This window comes from Pseudoalteromonas fenneropenaei (assembly GCF_042643375.1).
Taxonomy (GTDB): Bacteria; Pseudomonadota; Gammaproteobacteria; order Enterobacterales; family Alteromonadaceae; genus Pseudoalteromonas; species Pseudoalteromonas fenneropenaei.
Genome location: NZ_JBHRSD010000006.1, coordinates 69173 through 90464 on the forward strand (window position 1 = coordinate 69173; position 21292 = coordinate 90464).

21 protein-coding genes and 1 tRNA gene are annotated in these 21292 nt (G+C 45.5%); 14 read left to right on the top strand and 8 right to left on the bottom strand.

Annotation, left to right across the window (positions count from 1 at the left end):
* Positions 1-16 precede the first annotated feature (16 nt).
* A complete protein-coding gene (locus ACFOEE_RS03325; protein ID WP_377120894.1) occupies positions 17-2785 on the bottom strand; it encodes a choice-of-anchor B family protein in 2769 nt (922 codons plus the stop codon).
* A gap of 75 nt (positions 2786-2860) precedes the next feature.
* Between ACFOEE_RS03325 and ACFOEE_RS03330 the strand changes: the two genes are divergently transcribed.
* From ACFOEE_RS03330 to ACFOEE_RS03355, 6 genes are all read left to right on the top strand, one after another.
* Positions 2861-3586 (top strand): MbnP family protein, encoded by a 726-nt coding sequence (locus tag ACFOEE_RS03330; RefSeq protein WP_377120896.1) that lies wholly within the window; start codon positions 2861-2863, stop codon positions 3584-3586.
* A complete protein-coding gene (locus ACFOEE_RS03335) occupies positions 3573-4748 on the top strand; it encodes an MbnH family di-heme enzyme (RefSeq protein WP_377120898.1) in 1176 nt (391 codons plus the stop codon). The genes ACFOEE_RS03330 and ACFOEE_RS03335 overlap by 14 nt, the downstream gene beginning before the upstream one ends.
* A gap of 86 nt (positions 4749-4834) precedes the next feature.
* Positions 4835-4910, top strand: a tRNA-Ala gene (locus ACFOEE_RS03340).
* Between the two features lie 226 nt (positions 4911-5136).
* Entirely contained in the window at positions 5137-5493 is a 357-nt protein-coding gene (locus tag ACFOEE_RS03345) for a hypothetical protein (RefSeq protein ID WP_377120900.1), read from the top strand.
* A gap of 50 nt (positions 5494-5543) precedes the next feature.
* Entirely contained in the window at positions 5544-6572 is a 1029-nt protein-coding gene (locus ACFOEE_RS03350; RefSeq protein WP_377120902.1) for a S66 family peptidase, read from the top strand.
* A 2-nt stretch (positions 6573-6574) separates the two neighbouring features.
* Positions 6575-7015, top strand: coding sequence for a GNAT family N-acetyltransferase (locus tag ACFOEE_RS03355; protein WP_377120904.1), 441 nt, complete (start codon positions 6575-6577; stop codon positions 7013-7015).
* A gap of 26 nt (positions 7016-7041) precedes the next feature.
* Here the strand turns inward: ACFOEE_RS03355 and ACFOEE_RS03360 are convergent, their stop codons facing one another.
* Positions 7042-7902, bottom strand: a complete 861-nt coding sequence (locus ACFOEE_RS03360) for an EamA family transporter (RefSeq protein ID WP_377120906.1) — start codon at positions 7900-7902, stop codon at positions 7042-7044.
* A 447-nt stretch (positions 7903-8349) separates the two neighbouring features.
* On the opposite strand from ACFOEE_RS03360, the gene ACFOEE_RS03365 reads away from it, so the two are divergent.
* Positions 8350-8913, top strand: a complete 564-nt coding sequence (locus tag ACFOEE_RS03365) for a lipid-binding SYLF domain-containing protein (RefSeq protein ID WP_377120908.1) — start codon at positions 8350-8352, stop codon at positions 8911-8913.
* 41 nt (positions 8914-8954) lie between these two features.
* Here the strand turns inward: ACFOEE_RS03365 and ACFOEE_RS03370 are convergent, their stop codons facing one another.
* Genes ACFOEE_RS03370 through ACFOEE_RS03380 form a run of 3 tightly spaced genes read right to left on the bottom strand, consistent with a single transcriptional unit; the run spans position 8955 to position 10454 of the window.
* Positions 8955-9320, bottom strand: a complete 366-nt coding sequence (locus ACFOEE_RS03370; protein WP_377120910.1) for a HopJ type III effector protein — start codon at positions 9318-9320, stop codon at positions 8955-8957.
* Complete coding sequence (locus ACFOEE_RS03375) at positions 9280-9882, bottom strand: FMN-binding negative transcriptional regulator (RefSeq protein WP_377120912.1); 603 nt, start codon at positions 9880-9882, stop codon at positions 9280-9282. The genes ACFOEE_RS03370 and ACFOEE_RS03375 overlap by 41 nt, the downstream gene beginning before the upstream one ends.
* A complete protein-coding gene (locus tag ACFOEE_RS03380; protein ID WP_377120914.1) occupies positions 9879-10454 on the bottom strand; it encodes a GNAT family N-acetyltransferase in 576 nt (191 codons plus the stop codon). The genes ACFOEE_RS03375 and ACFOEE_RS03380 overlap by 4 nt, the downstream gene beginning before the upstream one ends.
* Positions 10455-10550: 96 nt before the next feature.
* On the opposite strand from ACFOEE_RS03380, the gene pdxR reads away from it, so the two are divergent.
* Entirely contained in the window at positions 10551-11984 is a 1434-nt protein-coding gene (pdxR, locus tag ACFOEE_RS03385; RefSeq protein WP_377120916.1) for a MocR-like pyridoxine biosynthesis transcription factor PdxR, read from the top strand.
* 51 nt (positions 11985-12035) lie between these two features.
* On the opposite strand, the gene ACFOEE_RS03390 is transcribed toward pdxR, so the two are convergent.
* Positions 12036-13193 carry a type III PLP-dependent enzyme gene (locus ACFOEE_RS03390; protein ID WP_377120918.1) on the bottom strand — a complete coding sequence of 386 codons (1158 nt, stop codon included), beginning with the start codon at positions 13191-13193 and terminating at the stop codon, positions 12036-12038.
* A gap of 719 nt (positions 13194-13912) precedes the next feature.
* Between ACFOEE_RS03390 and ACFOEE_RS03395 the strand changes: the two genes are divergently transcribed.
* Complete coding sequence (locus ACFOEE_RS03395; RefSeq protein WP_377120920.1) at positions 13913-14053, top strand: hypothetical protein; 141 nt, start codon at positions 13913-13915, stop codon at positions 14051-14053.
* A 247-nt stretch (positions 14054-14300) separates the two neighbouring features.
* Here ACFOEE_RS03395 and ACFOEE_RS03400 read toward each other — a convergent pair whose 3' ends face one another.
* Both ACFOEE_RS03400 and udk read right to left on the bottom strand, forming a co-directional pair.
* Positions 14301-15524 (bottom strand): NupC/NupG family nucleoside CNT transporter, encoded by a 1224-nt coding sequence (locus tag ACFOEE_RS03400; protein ID WP_377120922.1) that lies wholly within the window; start codon positions 15522-15524, stop codon positions 14301-14303.
* A gap of 16 nt (positions 15525-15540) precedes the next feature.
* Complete coding sequence (gene udk / locus ACFOEE_RS03405; RefSeq protein WP_377120924.1) at positions 15541-16170, bottom strand: uridine kinase; 630 nt, start codon at positions 16168-16170, stop codon at positions 15541-15543.
* A 302-nt stretch (positions 16171-16472) separates the two neighbouring features.
* On the opposite strand from udk, the gene ACFOEE_RS03410 reads away from it, so the two are divergent.
* The 5 genes from ACFOEE_RS03410 to ACFOEE_RS03430 all read left to right on the top strand — a co-directional run bounded on the left by ACFOEE_RS03410 (position 16473) and on the right by ACFOEE_RS03430 (position 21221).
* Positions 16473-17687, top strand: a complete 1215-nt coding sequence (locus ACFOEE_RS03410; protein ID WP_377120926.1) for a phosphopentomutase — start codon at positions 16473-16475, stop codon at positions 17685-17687.
* 16 nt (positions 17688-17703) lie between these two features.
* Positions 17704-18405 carry a purine-nucleoside phosphorylase gene (gene deoD, locus ACFOEE_RS03415; RefSeq protein ID WP_377120928.1) on the top strand — a complete coding sequence of 234 codons (702 nt, stop codon included), beginning with the start codon at positions 17704-17706 and terminating at the stop codon, positions 18403-18405.
* A gap of 245 nt (positions 18406-18650) precedes the next feature.
* A complete protein-coding gene (locus ACFOEE_RS03420; protein ID WP_377120930.1) occupies positions 18651-19391 on the top strand; it encodes a ferredoxin--NADP reductase in 741 nt (246 codons plus the stop codon).
* A 50-nt stretch (positions 19392-19441) separates the two neighbouring features.
* The gene (locus ACFOEE_RS03425; RefSeq protein WP_377120932.1) at positions 19442-20335 is read left to right on the top strand and encodes a hypothetical protein; all 894 of its coding nucleotides are present in this window, start codon (positions 19442-19444) and stop codon (positions 20333-20335) included.
* A gap of 157 nt (positions 20336-20492) precedes the next feature.
* On the top strand, positions 20493-21221 hold the full coding sequence (locus ACFOEE_RS03430) for a substrate-binding periplasmic protein (protein ID WP_377120934.1): 729 nt from the start codon (positions 20493-20495) through the stop codon (positions 21219-21221).
* The last annotated feature ends 71 nt before the right edge of the window (positions 21222-21292 follow it).

Genomic DNA, 21292 nt, shown 5'->3' on the forward strand with positions numbered 1-21292 from the left:
CTTTATATCGGTCTGACTAGCGCTTTGGTGTGTTGTAAATGCGCCGTACTGTTATCATCGCTGTTAAGACCAGCAACCAATTCAGCCCCCCACCTGATGAGCCACCTGAATTATCTGGCTGGGTAGGTGTAGTCGGGTTGGTTGGAGTAGTTGGGTTGGTGACCACAGGCTCTGTGACTTTGACGACCACTTGCTGGGTATTTTGGCCTCCGCGTTCATCAGTTGCAACCAATTCAAAGGTCAACTCACCAGCGGTTTCCGGCGCCATAAACGATATCACTTTGCTGTTTATGCCAGAGAGCGTCACTGTGCTGCCCGCAACTTGGCGCCAAAGTAGCGTGACCGTATCGTCGTTGGCGTCACTCACATTGGCCGTGATGACAGAGAGTTGTCTGGTATTGACCTCAAGGTTGGTAGGCAAAAGCAAAGTGGGTGGTTGATTGGCTTCATCGTCAAGCACAGTAATGTTGAGTGCCAATGGCTCTGCATTATCACCAGACTCTAACAGTAACTGATAGGTTTTGTCGCTTTCACTCACTGAGTCGTTGATGGTGCTAAATGTCAGCCGCTGCGTGCTGCTATCGCCATCAGCCCAACTGAGTGTGCCAGATAGTGAACCGCTTAAATCCGTGCTTGCATCGCTATTAAAGCGATAGTTAACTTGCAGTTCTCCTTCATTGCCGTTTTCGCGCGCGACAGTGACGCTAAATGCTTCACCATTTTCCAATACCCGCAGATTTGCAGTGGTAAAATTGGCGATACCAGTATGTGCTTCGCGCTCGCCAAAATTTACTCGCAGCGTATTGTGCGCTAAGGTTGCACCGCCTTGGCTGTTTGCCAACCGCACAAAAACGGTCTTTTGCGGTTTTTGTTGGGTAGTGTGTAGCGCTATCGTAATGTACTTGGTTGCAAAGTCGCCGTCCTGCCAAGTAAGCGTGCCGTTGGTAGGCGTAAAGTCATCGCCAGCTTTGGCATTACCAGCCAGTACGTCGTATTGCACCGAAACAGCACCAGTTGCGCCAGCGCTGCGTGTTACTGCGATGGTCGCTTGCGTTGCGCCGCTATCAACCACAAGTTCGCTTGCTGGGAGTGACAAAGTACCGTGGTTTGAATTTAGTGTTTGGTCTTTGAGAATATAAAGTCCGCTATTAATGTCGCTGACTAAAAGCAGGCCTGAAGGCAAAAACGGATAGACACCCCAAGCGCCGTTAAATTGTGCGCCATCTGAAGCAGGAAAAGTATCAAAAAAGCCCGCTTCAATTGGTGTTGCTGGGTTGGTGATATCTAAAATTGTTAAGCCGCGTTGATAGTTGGACATATAGTAACGGTTGCCGCGCACAAATCCGTTATGATCGATTGCCTTAGTCGGGCCTTGCCATTCGCTCACTAATTTAGGCTGGGTGAGCTGTTTAACATCATACACTCTTAAGGTGGTGTTGAGGCTTACGCGCAGCTCATCTAATTCGTCATGAACAAAGACATAGTTGCGGTCTTCACTCCACCAGCCGGAATGAACGTAATGGGCGTTAAGATATGAGGCGGTGCTCAGCTGCTTGGGTTGGGTTTTACTGGTAATGTCCCAAAAACGAATTTCGTTCTCATTAAAATCGACAAATACCTCACAACCGATCATGGTACCATTACTGCAATCACGTGTGGCGCGAGTGTCATTCACCCAAAACGATACCGCGTCGTGGGTGTAATCAGAGCGGTTAGTTAATTTAACTGGGCTGGCTAACGACAGCGCAGTTGGAGATGACAACGATATATTACGAAATGCACCGCCTGAGACATTCTCCCCTACAAGGTGCAAGGTGGGAGTAGTGTGGTTAAGGGCGATATTCAGTGCATAATCAACGTTCGAAATATAGACGTTATGAGCACTGGCAGAGACAAAGTCCTTATTGACCAGAGTAACGCGGTTTGGCAAGCCACTTAGGTCTAATATCATCACCCCATCCCTGCCACTTTCAGAAGTGACATAGGCATAAGCTTGCCAACGCTTTTGGCTCGATGAGTAGAATTGATACACTTTGATATCGCGCCAAGTGGTACTAAAGCCACTGACAAAGGCTACTTCTTGTGGATTGCTTGGGTCTTTTAAGCTCACTATCGCCACGCCATTTTCAAACCCCATAATGGCATATTCGGTATTGTCATTGAGGTCCACATGACCCCACACATCATTGCCCTCGGCAGGGTTTTGTGAGAACTGGTTGAGCGGTATATGGGCAACTAAGTCAATATTGCGGCAGGCAAAACCTGCGGCACTACCATTATTACAAGGCGCATTAGTTTGTTTTTCGGCAAGTATTGCTTCTTGTTGCTGGCGAGCTACATAGGCTGATTTATAGCGCGCAAGGCCGTCTTGAATAATGCGAAACCCTTGCTGGTAAAGGCGTTCACTTTGCTCGTCTGGTACGCCATACAGTGTGGTTTGATGAAGACTAGGCGCTTGGTTTAAAAAATGATCAAAACGATTGTAACCACCTAGTACAGGTACGATAGCGCTAGTCAAAGCCAGTAACTCGTCGCTGCTGGTGATATGATAATCCCCCTCGGCAACAAGTACTTTATCACCTTTACTCGCTTGCGATACCGCATAGGAAATACTTTGACATGGCCGCACCGGGTTATCACAACGGCCGTGGTCTTTACCGTCAGTTGCTACAAAACGCGCTTTATCGTGTTCGGCGTGGGCGTTTGCAGCTAGGCTAAACATACTGCTGCTAAGCCACAGTACAGTGGTTAAAAGCGTTAAATTAGGTTTTAATGTGGATGCCATGCTGTTACACCTGTTGACCCGAAGCCAATTCTTGGGTATTTGTAATCGGAACATTATATATATTGCAAAAATGCTATGAAGTACAGAAATTATGCAATCGTTATCACTTCGCTAAGTATGGCTGCTTGTCAGCCCCATGACGGTGCAGAGATTTCGGTACAGTCGATGTGGCAAGCAACGCCACTGGTCTATTGCCAACCCTTAGCTCGTTCTAACTTGGTGGTGGAAAATTTTCAGTTTTATCTCTCTGATTTTAAAATAAATAATCAGCAGTTGACGTTGCAACCCGATCCGCGAGGTTTGCAACATAATGGTGTAGTGTTAATAGGCGGCGATTGTCATGATGCGGGAAACTGGCGGGTCAAATTCGCAGAACCTTTACCGGATGGGCAAATCAGCTTTACTCTGGGTGTGCCATTTGCGCTCAATCACCAAAATCCATTAACTCAGGCTTCGCCACTTAACGTACCTGAAATGTTCTGGACTTGGCAGCAAGGGCACAAGTTTTTACGTTTAGCGCTACGTGAAGAACAAACACAATGGCAGTTTCATCTTGGTTCATTGGCGTGCCAGTCACCAAGTATGATGCGTGCGCCAGATAACTGCTTGGTACCAAATCGTATCAGTTATACGCTCAATTACCGACGCGGCGATGTATTAAAAGTGGATTTTGCAATGCTGTTAACGGGGATGCAGCCACTAGTAGCTGGTGAGTGTATGGGGGATAGCAACAGTCCTGTGTGTCAACCAATCATGAGTAATCTTAATAACTTAGCGGTGTTTAACTTTGTTCGCCCGTAATCTTGTTTGGCTGCTCGGGGTTGTGCTGCTTGGTGCGGGAGGCGTCTATTGGCTAACTGATACGGCACCAGAGGCACCTTATGTGTGGTCTATTCCAGCTCATTATCCTGCGCCATTGGTACCCGCTGATAACCCCATGTCTGAAGCCAAAGTTGCTTTAGGTCGTTACTTATTTTATGACCGTAAATTGGCCGGTAATGGTAAGCAAAGCTGTGCTGACTGTCATCAGCAAGCCCATGCCTTTGCAGAACCTTTAGCAACTTCGATTGGCTCAACTGGTGAACTGCATCACCGTAATGCCTCAGCGCTCGTGAATGTTGCTTACAATAAAACCCTGACGTGGAGCCATCCGCATTTGCAAGAAATTGAACGCCAGGTACTTATCCCAATGTTTGCTGATAACCCAGTGGAAATGGGCATTGCAGGGCATGAGCAACAGGTTTTAAAAGCACTCGCGCGAGCGCCGTATCCTGAGTTATTTAACGCAGCATTTGGTGACGAAGAGGTGAATTTTTTACGGGTGACGCAAGCGCTTGCGAGTTTTGTGCGAAGCCTCGTCTCGTTTTCGAGCCCTTTTGACCGCTATGCTTATCAAAATGATGACAGCGCGCTCAGTGCTCAACAACTTGCGGGGATGGAATTGTTCTTTTCTGAGCGTTTGGAATGCCATCATTGTCATGGCGGGTTTAATTTTACTCAATCCACCACACATCAAAATCAGCCGATCAACCGCTTCGCGTTTCATAATACGGGGTTGTATTACACGCACCAGCCACAAAGCGGGCAGTGGGGATATCCTGAACATGACCGAGGGATGATAGATGTGACACTCAACCCTGGCGATGAAGGTTTGTTTCGCGCCCCTACACTACGTAACGTGGCTTTTTCCGCGCCTTATATGCACGATGGTAGTATTGCGACATTGAGCGAAGTATTAGATTTTTATGCTGCTGGTGGTAGGGTCATTGCAACCGGACCACTCGCTGGGGATGGTCGTAAGCATCCCAATAAGAATCAATTTATTAAAGGCTTTGAACTGACCGAGGACGAAAAGCAAGCCTTGTTGGCGTTTTTAGAGAGCTTGTCAGACGCGCACTTTATTCGCAATAAACAGTATGCCAATCCATGGCTCTTGGACGAGCAACCAGCAGTTGATCAATAAAGGGGCACAAACGATAAAAATAGCTTAGCTGATATAAAAAACGCTTTACTTTTTAAATGATTATCTTAAAATCAGGTTCGACTTTTGGGGCTATAGCTCAGCTGGGAGAGCGCTTGCATGGCATGCAAGAGGTCGGCGGTTCGATCCCGCCTAGCTCCACCAAAAGCTTCCAGAAAAATTCCGCCCATCACCCATCTGTTGTTTTTCAGTACCTCCCATACATCCAAATAAATCTATACAACTGCTCTTTACATGTCTGTTTTTAAAGGTTATTTTCCACTTTTGTATTTGCATAAGGACATCTGATGCGTAACTCAAAGCGGCAGCGTTCGCGTGCCATCGCTTTATTGGCGTTTGGGTTGTTGCTATTAGGGTATGTTGGATATCAATGGTTGGCATTGCACAGTATGAGTTGGTTCTCGGCGTGCACGGTTTAGGTTTTGCTTTGATTGGTGCGATTCGTTTGTGGTTGCCAATTCAGCATGACGCGATTGAAACGTTACTAAAAGTGGATGGCGGGACGCTTAATATTAAGCGGCAACAAGGTAATGAGCTGCAGCTACCGTTAGCTGACGTGGGTACTATAACGGTTGGCGACGGTTACCTTGCCATCGTTAAAGTAAATAATGGCAATGGTTTTAACGTGTGGCTACCCCTTTCTAAGGCCGATATTCTTGCACGTTTACGCGCCTTAGGTGTGTTAGCCGTGGCACATATTCAAGTTGTAGAATTAGAGGACGAGTAGCAACACTTTTGTTGCTGTGAAAAAGAGATTAAGAGAAAACAGGACTTATCATGCTTAAATTTCCCGCCCCGCTTACGGCTAATAGCCATATTGCTGTAACGGCATTTTCCAGCGGTGTTGCGGCGCCGTATCATCCTCGGCTTGACTTTGTGCTATCAGAGCTCCGTGCGCTTGGTTTTCAAGTGACTGAAGGGCAATGTTTACGCGAAGATAGCTGCCATGTCAGTGCGCCTAAAGCGCAGCGGGCAGCTGAGCTTATGCGCTTTTTGTTGGATGACACAGTCGATGCCGTGTTTGCGCCTTGGGGCGGCGAGTTTGCGATGGAATTATTGCCGTTGCTTGACTGGTCGCGCTTGGCTGCGGCTAAACCCAAGTGGTTATTAGGCTTTTCAGATATCAGTACCATTTTACTGGCACTCACTTGTAAGCTCGGCTGGGCAACTGCACATGGAACAAATCTTATGCAGTTACATCGTGGCCAAACTGATCCGCTGACCAGCCAAGTATTTAACGCGTTAGCTTTGGTTAGGGGTGAACAGTTGGTGCAGTATCCGCTGAGCCATTTTGAATCTCAGGGCGTGAGCATGGTACGCGACCCTAAAGCTGCTTTTACCCTGACAGAGCCTTCAACTTGGCAGGCTTTGGGCAAGGTGAATTTACCGGTGAGCGGACGCTTGTTCGGTGGCTGTCTTGATATTTTGGTGCATATCTTAGCAACGCCCTATGCGGATATTGAAACCTTCTGCCAGCAATATGCACCAGAAGGCATTATCCTGTATTTTGAAAACGCCGAGCTGCCACCCAATAGCTACTATCGTGCGTTAATGGGGCTGCGGATGTGTGGCTGGTTTGCCAAGGTGAATGCGATTTTAATTGGTCGTAACGCCAAGCCCGTTGCCCATGGTCAGGAAATCACGGACAAGCAAGCGGTACAGATGGCATTTGCGGATTTAACTATCCCAGTGCTTTATGATGTTGATATTGGTCATCTACCACCCAACTTAACCTTAATAAATGGGGCGCAAGCTGAGTTAAGTTTGGAACTTGGTCAATTTAAACTGACGCAAACTTGGGAGTAAGTATGAATAAGGTGACAATTCGACCAGGCAATATTGCGGACATAGCGGAAATTGAGCAGCATATTCCTGAATTTGTGGCACCTAAAACCACAACCATGATTTTACAGCGTTTGGCAGATAAACCTTACTTATTGCTGGTGGCCTATGATGGCGATAAGCCAGTGGCCTACAAGCTTGGCTATCAACTTGCAGCAGAGGAGTTTTATTCTTGGCTTGGCGCTGTACTACCAAGTTATCGAGGGCAAGGTATTGCGCGGCGGTTGCTGCTAGATCAAGAGTTATGGTGTCAAACCAAGGGTTACCAAGCGATTCGGGTCAAATCCATGAATTGCTTTAAAACTATGCTGCAGATGTTGATAAGTCACGATTATCACATTGTGGGCTGCGAAACTGCAGCAGCAACAACAGACCCGAAAATTCACTTTTATAAGCGGCTTAAGTAAGCCGCTTATAAGTTATCAATTGCCTTTTATTTGCTTGGTGCGCGCTTTTGGTTGAGGTATTGGTCTAACCACAGCGCGGCTAGAATAACAGCACTGCCCAGTGTCAGTTTGAGCGGATCACTCGGTTTATGCCAAATTAGGATATTGACCAAAATTCCCACTGGGATCAGTAAGTTGTTCATCACAGCTAATGTCCCTACTGATACCAAAGTGGCACCTTTGTTCCAAGCTAGATAACCCACTCCAGACGCGACTAAGCCTAAATAAGCTAAAATACCCCACTGTAATTGGGTTTGTGGCAGTTTATTAAAGTCGGCAAAGATAGCCAGCGAAACGCTCGATACCAACAAAGCGCCAATGAAAAACCAGCCAAAACGTTGGCTGTGGCTGATGGTAATGTGTTTATCAAGGCGTTTATACATGACTTGCCCAAAAGCAAAGCACAGATTAGCGCCTTGTACCAACAACACTCCTAACCAATATTGAATGTTTAAGCCTTCAAAGCGAATTGCCACAGCGCCGAGTACAGCGAGCACGGCGACCAATAAATAGCGCCAGTCGAAACTGCGGTTTAAAAAATCATTCAGTAACGTGATATAAACTGGCGTCATGACTGTCATGAGTAGCACTTCAGGCACGCTGAGGTACAAAAAAGCATGATAATAAAAGCCGTACATCAGACCAATTTGCACCCCCCCAATCAACATAAGCTGTGACGATAAAGCGATAGGTAACGCTCGCCATTTGAGTAACGGCAGGAAAACCAACGTCGCAAGTAAGATCCTAGACCAAGCAGCGAACCAAGCATCGACTTGGCCTGCCAAATAAACTCCAATAAGGCTAAATGAAAATGCCCAAAGCACTGTGATTGAAAGCAAATATGCCATGATGTTATGACCAAGGAGAAATTACGCGCAGTATATACTCTTCTTACTTGAAGTTGCAGCGGTGTTAGCTGTATTCCCGCATCCCTTCACATAGGATAGTTATATACAAGGGGATTTGCTCCTTGTAACTTCAAGTCATCTGGCTATAACAATGCCAGTGTAAGTTTCGTATTGTTCGTAAATTTCGATGATTTAGGTCGTTATAATGTGATTTTATTTTCTTATCATTTTTCTATAATGAAGTTCGTTCACACTTATCCCTTTAAGTATACCCATGAACGATTGGCCACAATAAGCTTGCTTACTGTGGCCTTTTTTTATGCTTTGAAAACGTAATGCGAGTTTTGTCAGGCCGTTCAGCGCAGTGCCAGTTTTAATTGCTACACTAAACGCAATTAAACTGATAAACCGTTCGGGATTGGGTTTCCGTTAGGTTAAGGAGTGAGCATGAAAAAGCTATTGCAATTAGTAGTACTTTCAACGGTATTGGCAGTGACAGGGTGTGCCACCAGTGGTGATGCGTCGCCAGCGGAAAAGCGGGCGGTGGTGATCAGCATGAAAAACAACACGCTTGCTAAACTTTACCAGCAAAAACCAGACGTGCGCCAGCAGCTGCAAAGTGCGCCGGGTTATGCGGTGTTCGACAATGCCAATGTGAATGTGATCATTGCCAGTGTCGGTGGCGGCTATGGTGTAGTAACCAATAACCGCACGGGTCAACAAACCTATATGAATATGGCCGAAGCTGGCTTGGGACTGGGCTTAGGGGCAAAAGACTTCAATATCGTCATGGTGTTCCACACCGATGCGGCAATGCAACGTTTTATTGACCATGGTTGGGCATTTGGCGGGAACGCCGATGCAGCGGCTAAATATCAAGATAAAGGCGCGGCAGCAGTGGCTGAAGCGGTGGTGGATGATGTGACTGTCTATTCGTTAACGGACTCAGGCCTTGCGCTACAGGCGGTATTAAAAGGCACTAAGTTCTGGGTGGACAAAGAGCTTAATTAGACAGAGCGCTTACACCAATTTTGTGATGCAACCAAAGGGGCTTAACGCCCCTTTTCTTGTAATGCAACTTGACTAAACTCTACGCCATCAATGCCTAGCTCACTTGCTAATAGGGCGCGAATATTGGCGTGATTGGTTGCACTCGGGTTCACTAATACATCAGCAAAATAGTGTTCAGCAAAACAAGCTAAAGTTTGCGCTTTACTTAGCTGATGCAATTTTGCGAACGCCAGCACTTTACATGACCCTTGATTTTCACCGCCAGCGTTATCAACACCATTGTTGTTAAACGCCACCGCAGTAAAATGATAATGAGCTTCGATACTGGTAATCACATCAGCAAAACGTAATGTTTCTGGTTGGTGCTCAAGATGTTGTAGTAGCTCGGTAATAGTCAGTGCCGACATAAAAATCCTTAGTTTGGCGCGAAGTTAAAACTTGGAAAAGTGCTTCGCGATGTTCATTCGATTTGTGTTGGCTTAGTTTAAAGTTCCCTTGCATATCGTCAATATGAATTGCAAACACTTGAATTTGTTTCATTAACATCGCTTGATCTTGCGCTGACATGGAATAAGCTAACCACGGAGTTGGCTGAGTGGCTTCAAAATAATCAGTTTGCGCCACCATATTATGCCATGCAGCTTCTGCATCTGTTACCGCTTCGAAAGTGCCGGTAATCGCCACCGCTTGATAATGCCAAGTAGGGAGTTTTTGGCTTGGCAGTAAGTTGGGCGAAATATATTCGCTTTCACCATGAAAAATCACCCGCACTGTATTGCCATTTTGATTGGTCAGAGGATTGTAGCGAGCACAGTGCCCCAGCAAACGCCCCGTCGCGACATCCAAATAAAGCGGCAATAAGCAAAACTCTTGCGCGGCATAGATCACCGTCGCCAATGGAAAGCGGGCGATTAACTGCTGTAATGGTAATGGGTCGTCGACCTGAAATTGACGTTTCGGGTAGCTCATAGTTGTTGCTCCAATGCGGTTTTTATTTGCGCCCAATCGTCATCAATTATCGAGAACCAAGCCGAATTACGAAATGGGCCTTGGCCTAAGCGCCTGTCTTTACGGCTGATCCCTTCAAATGTTGCGCCGATTCGCAGCATGGCATTACGTGACTTTTGGTTGTTCTCATGAGTGCGTAACTCGACCCGAACCAGCTGTAAATCCTCAAATGCATGCTTGAGCATCAAATACTTGGCATGTGTATTAACGAAGCTGCGTTGCCACTTAGGCGTAATAAAAGTATGGCCAATTTCAACTTTCAACTGTGACTGGTCATAACGGAAAAATCGCGTGGTGCCGATAACTTCGCCCGTGGCGGTTAATGTGGTGGCGAAGACTAATTGACTGGTAGCATCAAACTGGGCGGTATCAGTAAACCACTTGGCTAGCACATCCTCCGAAGCACAAAAATTTTGTAATAGCCATTGCCAAATTTGTGGATCTTGCCCCGCTGCTAATAAGCCCAGTAAATGTGCTTTATTCAAAGGCTCTAGGGTTACTTTATATGATTGTAGTGTCACTGGACTTAGCATAATGACTCCTTAATTGAGTGGTGAATTAACGCTTGTCAGATTACGGATTTTTGGTATAACAAAAACAACCAGAATGGATAATTTGTATAGACCAGAATGTATTCCTTACCGCTTTTGAACCAGCTAGACAAACCTAAATATCTCCAACTTGCGGATGCACTACGCAGCGCTATCCGGCAAGGGCAATTACAACCCGGTGAGCGTTTAGTTTCTGCGCGCAGCTTAGCTGAGTCGCTGACGCTAAACCGTCATACCGTGATGAATGCGTTGCAATTGCTGGTTGCTGAAGGGTGGTTGGCGAGTCAGGAGCGCAGTGGCTATGTGGTTGAAGCGAGTTTGCCAATAGAAAGTAGTCGCGGCAGTGCTAGTATGCCACAGTTTAATCCCATAGTGCCTACTTTTGCTCAACCACTGAGTCTGCCTAAAGCACCGCCACATTTAAGTTATGATTATCATTTTGGAGGGGGGTTGCCCGATTTACAGTTGTTTCCCTATTCCAGTTTTCGTCGCATGTTGGCAGAAGCATGTTTGCATCGCGAACTTGGCCATTTTCATTACAGTGAAGTGGCGGGGGTAAACGCGCTGCAACTGCAAGTATTGGCTTATTTACGTCGTGCAAGGGCGCTTAATTACCAAGAGGTGTTGATCTGTAATGGTTCACAAGAGGCTTTGTATCTCGTTGCGAAAGCGTTTTTACGTGAAGGCGATGAAGTGGCGATGGAAAATCTTGGCTATCCGCCAGCAAAAAAAGCCTTTGCCTCTTTTGGCGCGAGATTGCGTGGTATTCCTCAAGACGAGCAGGGGATCTGCACTCAGGCATTAAAAAATGTGTTAAGTGAAGGCAAAGTGCGGTTGCTGTATTTAACGCCACTCCATCAATATCCTACCACAGTAACCTTAAGCCCAGCGCGGCGTTTAGAGGTATACCAACTTTGCTATCAACATGGGGTGTTTATTGTTGAAGACGATTATGACCATGAGTTTCATTATGCTTGCCAACCGCTCAGACCTCTTGCTGCAGATGACCCCGCAGGGATAGTTATTTATCTGTCGACGTTTTCTAAATTGATGTTTGCAGGCGCTCGTACCGGTTACATCTGTGCATCTGAGCATGTATTGCCGCAATTAGTGGCACTTAAGCAATTGCTCAATCATAAGAACGATGCGGTGATGCAACTGGCGATTGCGAAATGGATGGCAAAAGGGGAGTTTGAGCGCCATTTACGCAAAATGACCAAGCTCTATCATGCGCGCCGAGATGCTATGGTGAACGAATTAGGTCAGTGGCAAAGACAAGGTAAAATCAAACAGTTTACTATTCCAGACGGTGGAATGGCGCTGTGGGTAGATAGTGGTATAGACGTGCGAGGCTTGGCACAACAGGCAGCCAAATTAGGGGTATTTATCCAAACGGAAGAGGAGTTTTTACTGGCACCAGAACATCTGCCTACGCATATTCGGTTGGGATTTGCAGGTCAAAGTAGTGAGCGTGCCAAACAAGGTTTGGCACAACTTATGACACTATTATAGCGCCATAGAAAACGGCTATTAGTGATGCATAGCCGTATTTGCGCAGCCTAGTTAGGCTGCGACTTCTGCTTTACAGCCCTCAGGGCCGTTTACAACCACAAAATTGGCTTTGCGGAAGAAGTTAAACTCAGTGGCAGATGCCCAAGTATAAGCGCCCATGACATGGCCAATCACCAATTCACCGACAGCCAATGGTGGCAACATAATATCTTCGCGGATCACGTCGATGCTATCGCACGTTGGGCCCGACAATACGCTCAGTTTTGGTTCACCAGCCGCATAGGGGAAGCTCAGCGGGTATACCATATGGTCGTAAATTTGCCCTGAGTACGAGCCATATACGCCATCATCTAGGTAGTACCAAGTTTGGTCGCCACGCTCAGCAATACCCATAACAGATGAAATTGCCGTCACTGCAGGGGCACAAATATAACGACCTGGCTCCGCAAGCACGCGAATATTGCTTGGTAACTTCGCAAGTTCAGCGCGAATTGGCGTACAATATTCAACAATATCAAAAGCTTTATTGTCGTAACTGACAGGGAAACCACCACCAATGTCTAACGTTGATAAGTGAATACCCGCTTGTTTAGCGTTTTCAATGATCTCACGGCATGCAGCGATAGCATTGCTATGGCGCATTGGGTTCACTGCTTGCGAACCAACATGGAACGACAGGCCAATTACGTTTAACCCTAATGCTTGAGCTTCTTTAAGTAAACCAAGGGCTTCTTCTTGGCGACAACCAAACTTTTTCGACAAGTCGATTTTTGTGTCTGGATTGCGGAAGCTTACGCGTAATAGCAATTTAGTATCGTGCTTGTACGCCACAAACTTTTGTAGCTCAACAATATTGTCAACCACAAAAGTGGTGCAGCCATATTCCAACGCATAGCGGATATCGCTATCGCGTTTGATAGGGTGGCTGTGGATGCAACGCTCTGGATCGACACCTACATCACGCACTAAATCAACTTCGCCGTTAGTAGCAAGGTCAAAGTAACCATCTAGCTCTTTAAGAACAGCGACAACAGCTTCGTGTGGCAGCGGTTTTAGTGCATAATGCAATGCTACACCTGGCAAAGCTTGTTGCAGTGATAAGAATTGCTTTCGTACAGCATCCCCATCTAATACCAGCAGTGGAGAGCCGTATTGGGCAACAAGTTTACGATAATCAGGTTGATTAGCATGCAGTGCGCTCAGTTCCATAAAGTGTGTGGTTACCTCGTTGGTTGAAAAGTGAACAGTTAAACAACTTTTGTGCGCGCATTATGCGCTTAATGAATTTAAATGCAATAAATTTAGATAAGTTTTCATTAATTTTTTTCACTTTCAGCGAAATATCAAAATTAACTGTTTTAAATCATGGTGTTACGTAAGGTTTTGATTTTTAGATACTGATAGGGTGGGGTTTGTTTAACCATATGTTTTATATTGATTTTTACAGCTTTCAACGGGGAGGGGAAGGAAATCGACACCTAGCTAGTAAACCATCGATTTGAAATGGCTGTTTAAGCTTTATCCTGAGCGGTAAGTTGAGTGCACGAGCCAAAATTATGGCTATGATTTTAAATCAAAATTTACCTGTTAATTGGTCGCGATGTGATGGGTTTATAGCAAGGTCATAAAATGTCAAAGCGATGTGTGCCTTTCTTGTTAGGTTATAAGCGTTATTCATGGCGCTGCATAGCGAAAAAATGGTGATAGCTTTACCACAATTCCTGTGCCCTCGTACCTTTTTCGTTTATCTTGCAGTTGTGGCAGTAATTTTTGAGCTGCTAATTGTGTCTAGGATGATTTTTGTTAATTTACCTGTCACTGATCTCGACGACTCTAAAGCCTTTTATCAAGGTTGAGGTTTTACAAATAATCCAAAATGCACCGCCCGGCCAATACTAGATAAGAGCAACAATGAAGTGTTGTTGTGTGTGTCTTGTGAGAACCGTACCGAAGTGGATGTATTTAACCACTTCGCGCATGATCAAGGCGGTGTTGCAGACGTGCTGCCAAAGCAAGATCACGGTTTTATTTACAATCGTAATTTAGCCTATTTAGACGGTCACATTTGAGAAATGATGTGGATGGATGCAACGGCACTGCAATAGTAAAGAGTTTTAACACGTAGTTGAATTGAAAGCGGATTGTGCTGAACTAATTCGACTAAAGTTTGTAGACTTTTCAACAAGCGAATGCTCAGAAACGATAAAAGGGCCTTGCGGCCCTTTGGTGAAGTATCGTTCAAGTTAGTGTGGTCACTTTAACCCCTTAAAGCAACCAACCAATTGTTTTGCAACCACGGCTTATCTCGTTAAGTTTCTAAGCTAGCGAGAGGAAAAAACCTGCAATTGCGGCGCTCATAAGGTTAGCCATTGACCCTGCCAACACTGCTCTGAGCCCTAAGCGTGCGATATCCTTTCTACGACTTGGCGCCATACCGCCTAGTCCGCCTAGTAAAATTGCTATCGATGACAAATTAGCAAATCCACATAACGCGAATGTGACAATCGCTTGTGTGTGCTCGCTTAACGTATCGCGATAATTAATAAAGTCTAGGTAAGCAACAAACTCGTTGACTACCAATTTCTGGCCAATGAAGCTACCAGCAATCTGGGCTTCTGACCAAGGTACCCCAATCACCCAAGCTATTGGTGCGAAAAGGTAACCTAAAATCTCTTGAAGCGTTAAAGTGGGATGGTCGAACCAACCACCAATACCGCCTAGCATACCGTTTAGTAGCGCAATCAAAGCGACGAAAGCAAGTAACATCGCACCTACGTTGAGGGCTAAATGCATACCACTTGACGCACCTGCTGCAGCGGCGTCAATGACGTTCACAGGTTTATCGTCACCGCTATCAACTTCTGCTAAATTTTCTTTAGGTGTTTCAGTCTCTGGCACAATCATCTTGGCCATTAAGAAACCACCTGGTGCCGCCATAAAGCTCGCCGCAATCAGGTATTTCAACTCCACACCTATGGTCACGTAGCCTGCCATTACAGAGCCAGCTACTGTGGCCAAACCACCCACCATAACAGCGAATAGTTCAGATTTTGTCATGGTTGGAATAAACGGTTTCACAATCAAAGGTGCTTCCGTTTGGCCAACGAAGATATTCGCGGTTGCAGACAGAGATTCTGGTCGAGAAGTTTTCAATAACTTCTGCAATCCACCGCCTAAAATACGAATAATCCAATTCATAATGCCGAGGTGATATAACACCGCGACTAGCGCTGAGAAAAAGACGATGACAGGTAATACTTGCACCGCAAAGATAAATCCCAACGTGTCTTGCTTGGCTAAGTTACCAAACAAAAAGCCAATGCCATCATTGGCGTAGCCTATGACGGCTGATACTCCACTTGACATAGCGGCTAGGGCATTTTTCCCAGCTTCAAAAAATAGTACAAAACCGCCGATGGCCACTTGAAGTATAAAGGCCACACCAACGGTGCGCAGGTTAATCGCTTTGCGGTTCGTAGAAGCCACAAATGCGATGCCAAGGAGCACTGCCATGCCCACGAGGCTCATTATTGTTGTCATGCTGAATAGTTCCCGATTATTCTTGCAGTAAATATTTTATTTTACTTTTAATAATGTCAATCGCAACGCGATTCATACCGCCACGGGTTACGACCAAGTCAGCATTATGCTTGGACGGTTCGATAAATTGATAGAACATAGGTCTAACAGTGGCTTGATACTGTTCTACCACAGAAGCAATGCTTCGTCCTCTTTGTTCTATATCTCTTTGCATCCGACGCAGTAGACAGATGTCTAACGGCGTATCGATAAACACTTTAATATCGAACGCTTCACTCAATGCAGGATCGCTCAGCAACAAGATCCCCTCAACAATTAAAATTTTTGCTGGATGAATCGTGCGTGTTTTGTTACTACGCGTATGCTGCGAATAATCATAGGTCGGTACTTCTACCGATTGACCTTGACGTAATAATTCTAAATGCTGGCGCAGTAAGTCGTGCTCAAATGCATCGGGATGGTCGTAATTCGTTTGCGTACGATGCTCCATCGGAAGATGAGACTGATCTTTGTAGTACGCATCTTCTTCAATGACGGCAATTGCCCCGGATTTAAGTTCAGTCACCAATTCATTGTAGATGGTTTGGCTAAACAAAGATTTGCCCGACGCAGAAGCGCCAGCTATGGCTATAATAGTTCGTGTCACTAAAGTTCACACCCAGCAGTTGTTCTTGATGGCGATCACAATAGCAAAAAAGACACGAATAATCTCTTTTGCCTCGCTTGGGGAGCAAATTTAACGACTTTGGTCGGTACAAAACAGGACTTATGTCCGCTTAACGAAATTAGCAAGTTAGCGACATGTTCGCGACAGATGAATAATTTTATGATGCTTTCATGACAGCGGACTTATGTCCTGTACGATAATTTTAGGTATCAATAAAGTAACAACCAGCGGAGGTACGGTGAATAATCTGGAACCAAAGCAGCAGTTAAGAGGTGAATAAAATGACAAGAGCAATCATATTAATGGCAGATAGCCTTGGCATTGGCGCTGCACCAGACGCCGCCAAATTTGGCGATGTTGGTAGCAATACTTTAGCCCACCTGTTAGCCGCTTACCATACGGAAAAAGGCCACGCGTTGGCGTTACCTAATTTGTCTAAATTAGGCTTAATTGCAGCATGCGAAGCAGCGGGACAAGAAACCTGTCTAGTCGCCGACCGTCAGACACCGATTGGTGCGTATGGCTATGCAAAAGAGTTGTCCAGTGGCAAAGATACGCCATCGGGACACTGGGAAATGGCAGGTGTGCCAGTTTTGTTTGATTGGGGTTACTTCCCAAATACCACACCTTGTTTCCCGCAAGATTTCGTTGACGAGCTATGTAAGCGCGCCAACATCCCGGGCATTTTAGGTAACTGTTATGCTTCGGGTACGACCATTTTAGAACAACTGGGTGAAGAGCATGTTAAAACCGGCATGCCGATTTGCTACACCTCAGTGGACAGTGTTTTTCAAGTGGCCGCGCATGAAGAGTCATTCGGACTGGAAAAACTTTATCAGGTTTGTGAAATCGCACGGGCACTGCTTGATGAACTAAACATAGGAAGAGTGATTGCGCGGCCTTTTTTAGGTACGCATAGCGGTGATTTTGCCCGTACCGGCAATCGTCGTGATTATTCGGTTTTGCCTCCAGCACCGACTGTGTTGGATAAACTGGCAGCCGCAGGCGGTGAAGTCGTGAGTATTGGCAAAATTGCTGATATTTATGCCCATCAAGGCATCACCCAGAAATTTAAAGCGCCAGGCTTAGAAAACTTATTAGCAAAAACCAGTGAAGTGATGGACTTGGTTACAGACAACGCCATTATTTTTACTAATCTTGTTGATTTTGATGAAAAATTTGGTCATCGCCGCAATGCCATTGGCTATGCGGAAGCATTAAAAACTTTTGATGACTATTTGCCGACTATACTCAACAAGCTGCAACCGGACGATTTGCTGCTGATTACTGCAGATCACGGTTGTGACCCAACAGCAGCAGGCACAGATCATACCCGTGAGTATGTCCCTGTGGTTGCATATCGAAAAGGCATGCAAGCTGTAGATTTGGGTGAGCGACAAACTTTTGCAGACATAGGTCAAACCCTTGCCCAGTGGTTCGATTTACCTGCGTGTGAATATGGCGAAGGCTTTGCGGCCGCGCTGAATAAAGCTTAATTAAAGGAAACAGACCATGAGTACGCCTCATATTAACGCGAATATCGGTGACTTTGCTGAAACAGTATTGATGCCTGGTGACCCACTACGCGCGAAATATATTGCGGAAAACTTCCTCGACGATGCTCGTCAAGTGACTGGCGTACGCAACATGTTCGGTTTTACTGGCACATATAAAGGTAAACCTGTGAGCCTTATGGGTTCAGGCATGGGTATTCCTTCAATGTCTATTTATGCACGTGAGCTGATTGTCACTTTTGGTGTTAAAAACCTAATTCGTATCGGTACTTGCGGTGGTATCAGCCAAGATATCAAAATTCGTGATGTAATTTTTGCACAAGGTGCAAGTACAGATTCAAACGTGAACCGCGCTCGCGTGCGTGGTTATGATTTTGCGGCGATTGCTGATTTCGGTTTATTAGAAAACGGCGTAAATGCGGCTCGTCGTTTAGGTATTGAGGCTAAAGTGGGTAACGTGTTTACCACAGACACTTTCTATCAAGCGGATGCGACTTTCTATCAGCAGCTAGACAAACTAGGTGTGATGGCAGTTGATATGGAAACGGCAGGTTTATATGGCGTTGCAGCTGAGTACGGTGCAAAAGCGATGGCGCTATTTACAGTGAGCGACCATGTCATTACTGGTGAAGCCACACCTGCTGATGAGCGTCAAAGTACCTTCAATGAAATGGTAAAAATCGCTTTAGAATCAATTTAACTTCTAATTTTAACAAGCTTAATGACAGTGCGGGTTCATACCCGCGCTGTTTACCCTGTTCCTTGGTAACGTAATCGCAGCGTTTTGGAGACACGCCTAAAACAACGCGAATCACACCCCAAAAAGCCACACCATAGTGTGGCTTTTTTTTGCCTATTTTAATCCTCTAAATTGAGCTAGTATTAACTCAGATTGGTCTCAACCTTTGCCAAAGAGTTAGATTTAACTCTGCTAGGAGGTCGCTTATGTCACAGTGGATCCAAGGACAAGTCGAAGACATCACTTGGTGGACGCAAAAACTTTTTACTCTTAAAGTTCGGGCAGCAGTTAAACCGTTTAAAGCCGGACAATTCACCAAACTTGCGCTCCAAGTGGGCGATAAACGCATCGCACGAGCCTATTCCTTTGTTAATGCCCCACACAACCCAGTTCATGAATTTTATGTGATTGAAGTCGAGGATGGGTTGCTGTCACCACCGCTTGCGTCGTTACTCCCGGGGGATAATGTTTGGATAGAACAAAATCCAAGTGGTTATTTTACCTTAGATGAGGTGCCTGATAGTGAGCAGTTGTGGATGCTAAGCACCGGCACTGCGATTGGTCCTTTTCTTTCCATGCTTCGGGACGAGCAGCTGTGGCAACACTACCAGCAAATTGTGCTAGTACATGGGGTGCGACACAATATCGACTTGTCATATCAAGCCTTACTGCTTGAATTGCAGCAGCAAAAAGCCAATTTTAGCTACATTCCAGTGGTGTCGCGTGAGCAGCCTAAGGTGGGTGTTGCAGGGCGCATAACCAAAGTGTTGAACGATGGTGAGTTAGAAGAGTATTGTGGGCTTATCTGTACCCCTGAAAAAAGCCAATTTATGATTTGTGGTAATCCTCAGATGGTGAAAGATACAACTCTATTACTGCAAGAGCGTGGATTTTTACGCAATCGTCGGGCGGCACCGGGTCACATTACGGTTGAGCAATATTGGTAAGGCTGAACTATATTTGTAAGCAAATGAATACCTAAAATGATGGGCGCTGCATGCGGCAAATTTGCTTACTTTTGACCTTGTTGGTGTTGGTGCTAGCAGGAAACGTACTAGCGGGTACTGAAATTGTCCGCTTTGTTGATGCCACCAGCCTCAAAAATAATCCTAACAATCGCTATTTTATCAAAGCGTTAGACCTTGCACTGCGCAAGAGTGAAAAACAGTATGGCGATTACTTTTTAAAAGCTATTGATATCCCTATTACCCAACAGCGGCACTTTGTTGAACTGGCGCTCGGTCGCATAGATGTGTTTTGGACCATGGCTTCGCCGCTGCGTGAGAACTTTGCCAGAGCCGTACCGGTTCCGTTAGCATTTGGCAGTTACGGTATTCGGCTTTTGGCTATCAACAAAGCAAGTCAAAGTTTTTTTGCTGGGGTAACCAATCAAGTCGAGCTAAGCGAGTTTATTGCACTCACCGGTCAGGACTGGCCTGACACCATTATTTTACGTGAAAGTGGCTTACGTCTTGACGATAGTCATTCTGAACACGACTTTTATACATTATTGCAAGGCAATCCTCAGTATTATTACCCAAGAGGGGTAACTGAAATTTACAGTGAATTGTCTGGTCCAAATGGAGTCGGGGTGGAGGTGGAGCCGAATTTGGCGTTTGTGTACCCAACCGTGATGTACTTCTATGTTGCGAATGATAATAAGCTGCTAGCCAACCGTTTAGAGGCTGGGCTCAAAGCGGCACTGGCAGATGGCAGTTTAGAAGCGCTATTTCTATCTTTCCCTGAGCATAGTGAAGCGTTCAAACAGGCTCAGTTACACAAACGGCAATTGATTAAGTTAGTGAACAATAACTTACCAAAAGGTGTTGTGGCGAGCGACATTGAAAAGTTACAGCAAAAGCTTATCAATACAGTAAGTGATAGGCAGTAAAAAAAGCCAGCATAGCTGGCTAAAGGCTTAACAGTAGTTGGGCATCAATGTTGGGAACAACCAGTACAATCTAAGCTGAATTGTCTTAATCATGGCTTAATGTGGCAAGTCAGATCAGCAAATGCTCAAGTAACGGGTTCTAGGAGGAAAGTAAGGCATGGTAAAAAAGGCTTTACTACTATTAACAGCGTTGATTTTTATGTCGCTTGCACACGCTGAGGTAAAGCTTATGGTCGTGACTGAAGATTGGAGACCTTATCAGTACCTTGACGAAAACGGTAAGATTGTAGGCCGAGCCAGTGACAAGGTAAGGGCAATACTGGACGAGGCGAAAATTTCCTATGATATACAGCTCTATCCTTGGGTCAGAGCCATGAAAATAGCGGAAGAACAGCCCAATACCATGATTTTCTCGATATTTCGCACTGCTGAGCGAGAGGCGCGATTTCATTGGGTGTGCCCGTTACTTGAACCAGTTAAAGAATACTTTTTTAAACGCAAAGATCGTACCGATATAAAAGTTGAAAGCCTAGAAGATGCCAAACGTTATGTGACGTCTGTCGTCAAAGGTTCGGTTGCTTACACTTACCTGTTGAGTAAAGGGTTTACAGCGAGTGTTAATTTGGATGTCGATGCTGATCCAAGTGCAATTCCGCGCAAGTTGATGGCGAATCGCATTGATTTAACGGTGGCAACTGAATACACCTTGTATGAATCTTTACTCGCCTTAGGTGAGTCTTATAATGACGTAGAAAGGCTTATCCAACTTAAAAATGTAGACAACAATCAAGCTTGTATGGCGTTCAATTTGCATTCGGATAAGGACTTAATTCAATCTATTCAAACTGCGTTACTTAAGTATAACCTCACTCACCGTGGGCCTTAAACGCTTACCCCTTAGTTCATTTAAATACTTGGTCTGGTGTTGAGGGCTTTGATATAATGTGCGGCTGAGTT